The following is a 1,127-nucleotide window of genomic DNA, read 5'->3' as shown; positions in this document are numbered from 1 at the left end:
GTCTATTTTACGTTTTCCGTAAATTTCGCCTGTTTCTTCGTTTGAAAGCTTCGCTCTTATATATTCTTTTTGGGTTTCCCATTTTTCATTGTAAAACAGCTTTCTATTTTTACCCTCTGCCGCTTTTGTACAAAAAGTGCGTAGTGGGCAATCCGTACAATCTTCAGATTCGTATACTTTAAATGTTCGTTTAAACCCATATTTATCTTTTCGATTAGACTCATACGCAAAATACAATCTTCGATTATTAGGACAAATAAACGAATCTGTTTCGGCATCATATTGCCAGTTTGCTGTTTTAAATGGATCGTTTTTATACTTCTTTTTCTTCTCTTTTCTATACTGATTATATGTAATAAGCGGAATTCGTTTACGTACATTTAACACATCATCATAGTTTTGTTCACTACCATATCCAGCATCCGCAACAATATATTGTGGTAATGTGAAATAATTTTCTTCTATATTATTTAAAAATGGAATCAATGTACGAGTATCTGTTGGATTTGGAAATAAATTATAAGCTAATGCATATTGACCTTCGGTAGCTACTTGTAGATTGTAACCAGCTTTTAGTTGTCCATTCATCATATAGTCATCTTTCATTCGCATAAAGGTTGCATCATGATCTGTTTTGGAATAGCTATTTCTATCCTTAAATATTTCCATATCACGTTGATATTTTGATTTACGGATTAAGAAATCGGCAAACTGCTTACGATATTTCTTTGGTTCTTTGCGCTCTGAGCGCAGTTGTTTACGTTCACTTGTTTCCTCTGATTCATCTATTTTCTCTGTATAAGCTTCAATTGTATGATCTAATTTTTTAACAATTGTTTCTAATTCTTCAACAGAAAGTTCTTCCTCGTTCTCACGTTCAATTGATGGAATGATTTCTTTTTCTAATAACTCATCATACATTGCGTTTGATTTTTCAATTAAACTTGAACTATATCTTTCAATGGACTTACGCCAAACAAAAGTGAATTTATTTGCGTTTGCTTCTATTTTTGTACCATCGATAAAGATAGCTTCGGCATCTATTTCTTTTTCCTTCACAAGTTTAGAACGGAATTGTACAAAACATTGTCGTAATAAATCGGCTACTAAAGGATTTGTGCGAAATC

1 protein-coding gene is annotated in these 1,127 nt (G+C 32.2%); it reads right to left on the bottom strand.

All coding sequences use genetic code 11. The annotated features are described in order from the left end of the window. A partial coding sequence (locus SPD45_RS14350) for a transposase (protein ID WP_336268462.1) occupies positions 1-1,127 on the bottom strand: 1,127 nt, incomplete at both ends.

The sequence above is a fragment of the Pseudogracilibacillus sp. SO10305 genome (assembly GCF_037072005.1).
Lineage (GTDB): Bacteria > Bacillota > Bacilli > Bacillales > Amphibacillaceae > Pseudogracilibacillus > Pseudogracilibacillus intestinigallinarum.
The sequence above is the reverse complement of the archived record's forward strand: the minus strand, read 5'-3'. Positions and strand labels throughout refer to the sequence as shown.